This is a genomic window from Sutterella sp. (genome assembly GCF_052272535.1).
Lineage (GTDB): Bacteria > Pseudomonadota > Gammaproteobacteria > Burkholderiales > Burkholderiaceae_F > Sutterella.
The window spans coordinates 1-7,780 of record NZ_DAVZJY010000113.1; the positions used below are offsets into that span (position 1 = coordinate 1).

At 66.2% G+C, this 7,780-nt stretch carries 8 protein-coding genes; 3 read left to right on the plus strand and 5 right to left on the minus strand.

Annotation, left to right across the window (positions count from 1 at the left end; all coding sequences use genetic code 11):
- Positions 1–184: 184 nt before the first annotated feature.
- The gene (locus ACT6Y9_RS06855) at positions 185–1,720 is read right to left on the minus strand and encodes an SLC13 family permease (RefSeq protein ID WP_443743978.1); all 1,536 of its coding nucleotides are present in this window, start codon (positions 1,718–1,720) and stop codon (positions 185–187) included.
- A 657-nt stretch (positions 1,721–2,377) separates the two neighbouring features.
- Between ACT6Y9_RS06855 and ACT6Y9_RS06860 the strand changes: the two genes are divergently transcribed.
- Positions 2,378–2,650: an AbrB/MazE/SpoVT family DNA-binding domain-containing protein gene (locus tag ACT6Y9_RS06860; RefSeq protein ID WP_295480799.1), complete on the plus strand. Its 273-nt coding sequence runs from the start codon at positions 2,378–2,380 to the stop codon at positions 2,648–2,650.
- Between the two features lie 147 nt (positions 2,651–2,797).
- Here the strand turns inward: ACT6Y9_RS06860 and ACT6Y9_RS06865 are convergent, their stop codons facing one another.
- Positions 2,798–4,324 carry an ATP-binding protein gene (locus ACT6Y9_RS06865; protein WP_443743979.1) on the minus strand — a complete coding sequence of 509 codons (1,527 nt, stop codon included), beginning with the start codon at positions 4,322–4,324 and terminating at the stop codon, positions 2,798–2,800.
- Positions 4,325–4,500: 176 nt separating this feature from the next.
- Positions 4,501–5,223, minus strand: a complete 723-nt coding sequence (gene ompR / locus ACT6Y9_RS06870; RefSeq protein WP_295480795.1) for an osmolarity response regulator transcription factor OmpR — start codon at positions 5,221–5,223, stop codon at positions 4,501–4,503.
- Positions 5,224–5,694: 471 nt separating this feature from the next.
- Here ompR and ACT6Y9_RS06875 point away from each other — a divergent pair, with 471 nt between their 5' ends.
- Positions 5,695–6,195, plus strand: a complete 501-nt coding sequence (locus ACT6Y9_RS06875) for a hypothetical protein (RefSeq protein ID WP_443743980.1) — start codon at positions 5,695–5,697, stop codon at positions 6,193–6,195.
- A 237-nt stretch (positions 6,196–6,432) separates the two neighbouring features.
- On the opposite strand, the gene ACT6Y9_RS06880 is transcribed toward ACT6Y9_RS06875, so the two are convergent.
- On the minus strand, positions 6,433–6,594 hold the full coding sequence (locus ACT6Y9_RS06880; RefSeq protein WP_443743981.1) for a hypothetical protein: 162 nt from the start codon (positions 6,592–6,594) through the stop codon (positions 6,433–6,435).
- Positions 6,595–6,611: 17 nt separating this feature from the next.
- Entirely contained in the window at positions 6,612–7,292 is a 681-nt protein-coding gene (locus ACT6Y9_RS06885; protein WP_443743982.1) for a TetR/AcrR family transcriptional regulator, read from the minus strand.
- 233 nt (positions 7,293–7,525) lie between these two features.
- Between ACT6Y9_RS06885 and tsaB the strand changes: the two genes are divergently transcribed.
- The coding region (tsaB, locus tag ACT6Y9_RS06890; RefSeq protein WP_443743983.1) for a tRNA (adenosine(37)-N6)-threonylcarbamoyltransferase complex dimerization subunit type 1 TsaB at positions 7,526–7,780 on the plus strand (255 nt) is incomplete at its 3' end.

The window sequence follows — 7,780 nt, forward strand, 5'->3', positions numbered from 1 at the left end:
ACGCGTAAGGACTCAGTAGGGAATCTCCGTCCTTCAGGGCGGAGAGGATGTCAAAGCCTCCCGAAGATCCTCTCTGGTTAGAAAACGGCTGAACCGGAGCTTGGACTCCAAACGAAAAAAAAACGAAAGGTCGGCCTGAGGAAATCAGACCGGCCTTTGCGTTGAGTGCGTCCTTCTTTCGGGACTACGACGTCGGGATGAGGCCGTGGCCGAGGACGAGGGAGCAGACGACTCCGAGGAAGATCGCGATGAAGTTGAGCCAGATACCCGCCTTCACCATGTCGCCGATCTTCAGGCGCCCCGTGCCGAAGACGATCGCGTTCGGGGGCGTGCCCACGGGCATCATGAAGGCGCAGGATGCGGCGAAGACGGTCGCGAAGAGTGGCGCCTCGGGGTTGATGTGGAGGCTCTCCGCCGCAGCGGCGATCACCGGCATCATCGTCGCGGCGAGCGCCGTGTTCGAGGTCACTTCCGACGCGAAGGTGATGATGGTCGAGATGCCCGTCATCATGACGATCTCATTGACGCCTTCGAAGACCTTCGCCTGTGCGCCGATCAGGGCGGCGACGCCCGTGCTCTGGATTGCCGCGGCCATCGAGAGGCCGCCGCCGAAGAGGAGCAGCACGTCCCAGGCGACGACGTCCTTGGCGCTGTTCCAGTCGAGCGCGTGGATGCCGCGCTTGGCGTCCACCGGGATGATGAAGAGGAGCACGCCCGCGGTCATTGCGATGAGCTCTTCACTCAGGGGCTTCAGGGGATAGGTGCCGGCGATCTCGATGCCGCGCAGCAGCGGCCCGAACATCCAGGCTGCGGCCGCCATCACGAAGACCACGAGCACGATGCGCTCGCCGCGCGACATGGGTCCGAGCTTCTCGATCTCGTTTCTCACCCATTCGCGCCCGCCCGGAATGCCCTTGAGGTTCACCGGGAAGAGGAACTTCGTGAGGAGGATGTAGGTCGCGGGCAGAAGGAGCAGCGTCATCGGCAGCGCCACCTTCATCCAGCCGAGGAACGAAACCTGCACGTGGTAGGTGTCTTCGACGAAGCGCGCGAAGATGCCGTTCGGGGGCGAGCCCACGAGCGTCGCGAGGCCGCCGATCGAGGCGGCGTAGGCGATGCACAGGAGCACGCAGATCGAGAAGTTCTTCTCGTCCTTGGTGATCTCGGGCGAGGTCTGCGCGGAGCGGATCACGCCCATCACGGCGACCGCGATCGGCACCATCATCGCCGCCGTGGCGGAGTTCGACACCCAGGCCGAGAGGAAGGCCGTGGAGATCATGAGGCCGAAGATCATCTGGTTGGGCTTCGTGCCGAAGAGCCGGATCGTCACGAGGGCGATGCGCCGGTCAAGGTGCCAGCGGTGGATCGCCGCGGCGATCAGGAAGCCGCCGAGGAAGAGGAAGATCGTCCCGGAGGCGTAGTGGCGCATGGTGTTCACCGGCGTCGCGACTCCGAGGAGCGGGAAGAGGATGATCGGGATGAGCGCCGTCACGGCGATCGGCAGCGCCTCGGTGAACCACCAGACGGCCATCAGGGTGGTCACGCTGGCGCAGGCCTTGCCGGCGTGCCCGAACTGCACGACGTCGCCCGTGGTGCTCACGAACTGGTCGGGCAGCAGAAAGTAGACGGCCACGGCGAGGACGGGTCCGAGGATGAAGGCCCAGACCTTGGTCGAGTTGGAGACCGCATCAACCGAGACCGATGAGGTTTGGAGTGGCATGGGTGTCGCTCCTTGATGAAAGTCAAATTGAAGAAATTGCCTTTACGGTCCTGTCAGGATATACGGATCCGGCCGTTCGTGCTCACCGCCCGTGAGGGGGCAATTACCCGAATTCCCCCCTCCAAAACGGTCCCCGGGCCCCCCGAACATCCGCAAAAACCTTGAAAACAGGGCGGTTCGAGCCTTCTGGTCATTCAGTATTAGGCACACTTCCTTAGCGCGACCTTGGTATCGAACCCTGCAAACCTTTGCATTGCGCCGGATTCAGGAATAAGGTTCACCCTTACCAAGCATCACGAAGTGACGACGTCGCGGACGTTTCACGCCAACCTGCTGACTCGGGCAAGGTGGAGTGCACGATGCCGGGTCCCTCCCGGCGACAAGTGCCAATGCGGTCTACAGCATCCCTGCGGGGGATGCGAGTGGGCAAAAGCAAGCGAGGGTGTAAGCCTCTCCGTGATGTTTTCGTCGCCGGGAGGCTTTCTGCTTTTCTCACTCTTTGAAAGCGGATGCGCGTCCCGGCTGACGGCGAGCGAGGGTCGGAGCGCCCGCTGCGTGCCACAAGAAGGACGGCGCGTGAATGCTCCGGGCGGGATTTCTTTCCGAATTGCCGCGCCCAGGCAAGGGGCCTGAAGACGGCTAAAGAGGAGAAGCAAAATGACGACGCATCGTCTCACCATCAAGGGTCAGGTCACCATCCCCAAGGAAATCCGCGATTATCTCGGTCTTGCCGAAGGCAATTCGAGCGTGGACTTCTCCATCGCCCCCGACGGCTCGGTCATCGTGAAGAAGGCCGGCGCGGGCGCGCAGCGCACTCCGGCGCTGCGCTCGCACTCGAACCGCTCGGTTCGTCCGACGGCCTCCGCCGCCTCCGGCCGTGCGGCGCACAAGCGCGGCGGTGTGCTCGCGCTCCTTGCGGGCGGGTTCTGAGACTCTTGAACTCCCACAGGCGCCTCCCTCCGGCGCCGTCCCCCAGAAAAAAGCGATCAGCTGCTGGAAGCCGGCCGCGGGCTTGAAGGCCTTCCGCAGCTCCTTGCTTTCCCCATTTCTCCGGAGAAGCGTTCCCGGGGCCCTCCGTCAATGGAGCGGCCCGTCCACGCCGTTCATGCCGCCCATGCCGTCGCGGCCCGCCTCCACGCCGTTCGTCGGCTGCGGGCGCTTCACCTCCTCGGCGCTCTTCGCCTTCTCGTCCTCTTCGCGGGCGAGCTTCTGCGCGGCCTTGTCCTGCTCCTTGAGCGCCTTCTTGAGGGCCGAGGGCTGCAGGATGGGGAAGATCACCTTTACGAGCAGTCCGTGCGGTTCGGCGTCGCCCAACTCCACCGAGCCTCCGGAGCGGCGCACGATGCGGTCCACGATCGCGAGGCCGAGTCCGGATCCCGTGACGCCCGAGCGCGCCGATTCGCCGCGCTCGAAGGGGCGCATCACGCGGGCGCGCTGACTTTCCGGCAGCCCCGGCCCCTGGTCGGCCACGGCGAGCGTCGCCGTGCGGCCGTCCGCGCTCTGGGTGATCGACATCGAGAGCCGCAGCACGCCGTCGTCGCTCTTGCCGTAGCGCTGCGCGTTGACGATCAGGTTCTGCACGGCGCGCGAGAGCTCAAGCGGGTGCGCCATCACGAAGATGTCGGGGATCAGATTCGTCTTGAGCTCCACGCCCGGATCGGTCTCGACGCGGGCGTTGGCGAGCGCCGCCGAAACGGCCTCGCCGAAATTCACCATCACCTGATCCTCGTTCGTGCGGCGCGCGTAGGCGAGGAACTGGTTGACGATGTTCTCCATCTGCTCGAGGTCGCTCACCATCGCCTGGCGCGAGTCGTCGGGGAGGTCGGCGAGCTCAACTTCGAGGCGCAGGCGCGTGATCGGCGTCCTGAGGTCGTGCGAGACGCCCGCGAGCAGGAGTTCGCGGTCGGCCTCCATGTGCGCGAGGTCGTCGACCATGTGGTTGAAGCTCACGTTGACGGCCTGGATTTCGGCCGTGGAGGCATCCTCGGGGAGCCGCTCCGGGCGCTGCCCGTGGCTCACCATGCGCGCGCAGGCCGAGAGGCGCGCGAGGGGCTGCGCGACGTGGCGCGCAAGCAGCGTCGCGCCAAAGAGCGAGGCGATGCCCGCGGCGAGCGCCCACCAGAGCCAGTTCGTGCCGTACGGGGGGTCGAGCACGTCGTCCTTCGTCTGCAGCCAGTACTGGTCGCCGTCGATGTCGAAGGTGACCCAGAGCCCGTTGTTGCCGTTCACCCGCGTCGCGAGGATCGTGTCGGGGCCGAGCGAGGTCTTCACGAGCTGGTCGATCAGCCCGTTGAAGCCTTCGCTCGAGATGCGCGTCACCCGGTCCGTCGGGTCGCGCGGCGAAATGAGCACCCCTTCGCGCGCGGCGAGCGTCTTGAGCAGGTCGATGCGGTAGAGGGGATCGGCCGTCACAAGGGCGTACTTCGTGAGGTTCACGGTCGAGACGATGTGCTGCGCCACGCCCTGCGAATAGGGGAGTTCGGAGAGCACACGGAAGCTCTGCAGCCACCCGATCACGGAGAAGAAGAGCAGGCAGCACAGGAGCAGGAAGGTCCGCCAGAAAAGGCTCGGACGGCTCGTCTTGAGTTGGGAGATCCAGGACACGGGCGTGATGCGTTGGGTTTGGACTCCTCGCCCGGGGCTCGGGGGAGGGAGGCGGATGAAAAAGCATGAAGGACGGGCCGCTGCCGGAGAGCGGGCTCGTCCTTCAATTATCCGGGCGTGGAGGCGGATTCACAGGGTCCGCCTCCGCGCCCCTTGCAGCGGTCGGGGCGCCCCGATCAGGCGTGGCCGTCCGGAATGAAGACGTACCCGAGGCCCCAGACGGTCTGCAGGTAGCGGGGCTTGGAGGGATCGGGCTCAAGGAGCTTGCGCAGGCGCGAGACCTGCACGTCGAGCGAACGGTCGAAGGCCTCGTATTCGCGGCCGCGGGCCATCTCCATCAACTTGTCGCGCGAGAGCGGCTGGCGCGGATGGCGGGCGAAGGCCTTCAGGACGGCGAATTCGCCCGTCGTGAGGGGCACCACCTCGCCGTTCTTCTTGAGAACGCGGGTGCCGAGATCGAGCTCAAAGTCGCCGAAGCGCACCACTTCGTTCTCCATCGAGGGAGCGCCCGGGGCGTCCTGACGCGGACGGCGGCGCAGCACGGCGTGGATGCGCGCCAGGAGCTCGCGCGGGTTGAAGGGCTTGCCGAGGTAGTCGTCGGCGCCCAGCTCGAGGCCGAGGATGCGGTCCACGTCCTCGCCGCGCGCGGTGAGCATGATGATCGGCGTCGTGTCCTTCTGCGCGCGCAGGCGCTTGAGGATCTGCAGGCCGTCTTCGCCCGGCATCATCAGGTCGAGGATGAGCACGTCGAAGTGCTCGCGCACCCAGAGACGCTTCATCGCCTCGCCGTTTTCGCTCACGAAGACCGAGAAGCCGTTTTCGCCGAGGTAGCGGCGCAGCAGGTCGCGAAGACGCGGATCGTCGTCGACGACGAGAATCTTGGGGATGCGTTCAACCATCAGTGGCTCCTTGAGGGCCGCCCCCGGCTGAATCACCGGACGGCGCGCAATAGTTTTTCGATGCCCCTCATTGTTTCATCCGCCGCGGCCCCGCGCCAGAGCAGAGCAACCCGCAGTTACAAATGCGCAGGAACGGTTGCGAATTGCGTTTGGGACGCCCCGGCATCCCGTCTTCCCCGGTGCGGCGGGCGATGCGGGGGATCTTCGGCTTGCCGGCCGCAGATCCTCCGGCCGTTCTGACGCGACGCTTCGTGACGCATTGCCGCCCCTCCCGGCAGGGTCAGGAAGCCCTGCGGGTGCTTTGTCGGCAAAGAAATGTCACGCTTTAGAAAAACTTGCAGGATTCTCTCCGGATAGGCGCTGTTATATTCGGAAGTGAACAAAGACCCCTCGCCGGTTCCGGCCGAGGCGCGCCGCCCCTCAGCTTGTGGTGCGCCCGCTGCGGCGCCCACGACTTTGAGAATCTTCCCTATGCTTCAACGTCATTGCTCGCTCATAGCGCTCGCCGCCTGCCTCTGTGCGGGTCAGGCGATGGCCGAGTCGCCCTCGGCGTCCGGGTATGCCGGTCTGCCGGGCGCCGCGCCCGGCGAATGTACGGGCGCCGTCTCCCCCTGCGTGCAGCTCTGGGGCGAGATGGACGCCGAAGAGCGTGCGAAGCTCTGGCCCTTCCTCGACGAAGCGTCGCGCACTTCGTACTGGCGCAGCATGACGCCCGCCGAAAGACAGGACCTGCGCGCGCACTTCTCCGAGCGCGACCGCGAGGCGATGCGCCGTCGCTACTCGCTCGATCCGGGCGAGAAGAGCGCGCCGAAGCGCCCGAACCTCTGCCGCGAAGACCGCAACCTCATGCGGCAGCAGATCATGGAGGTTCACATGCAGTACATGCGCATGCACGGGACGGCGAGAAGCGGCGCGCAGCCCCTGACGCCTCCGGGCGGCGCGGGCGTGCAGCACACGGCGCCCACCCGCTGAAGGCTCCAAGCCCGAAAATCCGATTTGAAGAATGCCGGCCGTCCCGCGGGATGCCGGCATTTCCCTTTTTTCAGAGGTCGCCGCGGCGTGGCGCGCTGCAGGCGGTCTGACCGTCGGAATCGGCGGGCCTGCGGCCCGTTTCCGCCGCGCCCGCGGCGTTCGTCTGCGCCGCGGGCATGATCGAAATCACGCGGCGCGCCTCTCCGGGCCCGGGCTGGGCCGCAAGCGCGGGAGCGCTCAGGACGGGGTTCGTCGGGCGAGGTCCGGGAGGACGCGGCCCAAGGTTTCGCTCACGGCGCTTGCGTGGCGCAGGCGGTCCTCGGCGGCAAGGCACCCGTCTTCGGTGAAGAGCGCGTACTTAACCGTGGTGGAGCCGAGATCAATGCCGATTGTGAGCATGGCGGCGCTCCGGCTTCCTACTTTTCAGGCGCCTCGTCGCGGGCAGGGGTGTCTTCGCGCGCTTTGAGCGCGGCGACGTAGCGCGAGCCGCCGTCGGCCGCGGTGCGGAAGACGGCCACGCAGAGCGCGACGGCCTCGTCTTCGGCGAGCGCGAGCGACTCGTGTTCGGCCGCGGCGAAGGTCATCAGGAAGTCCGCGGCGGCCTTCATCGCAGAGCGCACGCCTCCGGTGAGCTCGAGGTGCAGCGAATCCGAGAAGCGCTCGAGGATGAGCGAGAGGTTTTCGTGCACGTGGCCCTTGAGCTTCGAGCGGGCGGCGGGGTTGGCGAGCATGATCGAGAGCGCTTCGGTGCGCTCGGCGAGGTAGTGCAGGTACGTGCGCACGACTTCGGTCATCACCTCTTCGGCGGGGCCGTCGGGAATCGCCGCGATCTTGTCGTTCAGGGCCGCCGCCTCGCGCTCGAAGATCGCGTTGAGGAGCGCGTCCTGGTTCTTGAAGTAGTGGTAGATGAGGTTCCTCGTGACGCCGATCGAGGCGGCGATTTCGGTCATCGTCGCCTCCACGCCCCCTTTGGCGAGGTAGCAGGCGACGGCCGCGTCCATGATCTGCTCCCGGCGGTGGTCGGGCTGCAGACGCTGGCGCTCCGTGGCTGCGTGGACGGGTTCGGCGGAGGCGGTGGAGGAGGGCGAGTCGGTCATGAGGGGAAAACAACTCTCGACTAAAGGGAACTGCCAAATATTATCTGCCTGATTCATTCGTCAAAGGGCCTAGGTGTTGTTGCTCATCCAACCGGACTCGTCATTGTTCCGGCCCTATTGCCGCCGTGCGCACGGGCCTGCGGGTGCGGCCTCTCTATAATTCCGGCAGATTCCCGCCGCAGGGCGCCCTCGCGCCCTCGCTTCAGACGCTCAAGACGCATTCGAGACGCACCATGACCGACCTCACCGCTCCTTTGATTCTTGCGATCGACACCGCGCAGGAGGACTGCGCCGCCGCGCTCATGCGCGGCACGGAGCTTCTCGCCCAAACGGTCGAGCCGGTTGGGAGCCGCCACAGCGAGCGCATCCTCCCGATGATCCGGGACCTGCTCGCGGGAGCGCACGTGGAGAAGAGCGACCTCGACCTCGTCGCTTTCGGCGCGGGTCCGGGCTCCTTCACGGGGCTGCGCGTCGCCTGCGGCGTCGCG

Coding starts and splice junctions, on each gene's coding strand:
- ACT6Y9_RS06875 (WP_443743980.1), top strand. CDS start 5,695: ATGCTTCAACGTCATTGCTCGCTCATAGCGCTCGCCGCCTGCCTCTGT.
- ACT6Y9_RS06885 (WP_443743982.1), bottom strand. CDS start 7,292: ATGACCGACTCGCCCTCCTCCACCGCCTCCGCCGAACCCGTCCACGCA.
- ACT6Y9_RS06880 (WP_443743981.1), bottom strand. CDS start 6,594: ATGCTCACAATCGGCATTGATCTCGGCTCCACCACGGTTAAGTACGCG.
- ACT6Y9_RS06855 (WP_443743978.1), bottom strand. CDS start 1,720: ATGCCACTCCAAACCTCATCGGTCTCGGTTGATGCGGTCTCCAACTCG.
- ompR (WP_295480795.1), bottom strand. CDS start 5,223: ATGGTTGAACGCATCCCCAAGATTCTCGTCGTCGACGACGATCCGCGT.
- ACT6Y9_RS06860 (WP_295480799.1), top strand. CDS start 2,378: ATGACGACGCATCGTCTCACCATCAAGGGTCAGGTCACCATCCCCAAG.